Annotated in this window: 2 tRNA genes; both read left to right on the top strand. The window is 42.9% G+C overall.

Annotated features, from left to right (window positions below):
* Positions 1–97 precede the first annotated feature (97 nt).
* Positions 98–171, top strand: a tRNA-Ile gene (locus ACM0OR_RS28360).
* An 87-nt stretch (positions 172–258) separates the two neighbouring features.
* A tRNA-Ala gene (locus tag ACM0OR_RS28355) sits at positions 259–331 on the top strand.
* The last annotated feature ends 168 nt before the right edge of the window (positions 332–499 follow it).

Below are 499 nucleotides of genomic sequence, written 5' to 3'. Positions count from 1 at the left end.
CGAAAACAACGTTAGTTGTGAATAGAGGATGAGATGGTCTAACCTAGGTCGGTCGCAGAAGTTGAAAAGGCTTTCAAACTAATAATTAGGTTCTTTTGGGCTATTAGCTCAGGTGGTTAGAGCGCACCCCTGATAAGGGTGAGGTCCCTGGTTCGAGTCCAGGATGGCCCACCTGAAGCAAGTCAAAAGTTAAAAGTCAAGAATCAAAAGTAAGGTAATTATTTTTGAATTTTGAGTTTTGAATTTTGAATTGTATTTGGGGGTTTAGCTCAGTTGGTAGAGCGCCTGCTTTGCAAGCAGGATGTCAGCGGTTCGAGTCCGCTAACCTCCACATGAAAAAAGAACGGGAAAGATTCAGCAACTAACGTTAGTTAGACTGCTGGGTAAGAACCAGCCAGAACCTTGAAAACTGCATAGGAAAGCGAGAAATTAGCAAACACAGAGATGAAAGTGATGAGTGCTGAGGGATGAGTGCTGAGTAAAATCAGTGTGAAGAACT

This window comes from Anabaena sp. CCY 9402-a (assembly GCF_963920945.1).
Taxonomy (GTDB): Bacteria; Cyanobacteriota; Cyanobacteriia; order Cyanobacteriales; family Nostocaceae; genus Trichormus; species Trichormus minutissimus.
This window is presented reverse-complemented; position numbering and strand designations above follow the sequence as displayed.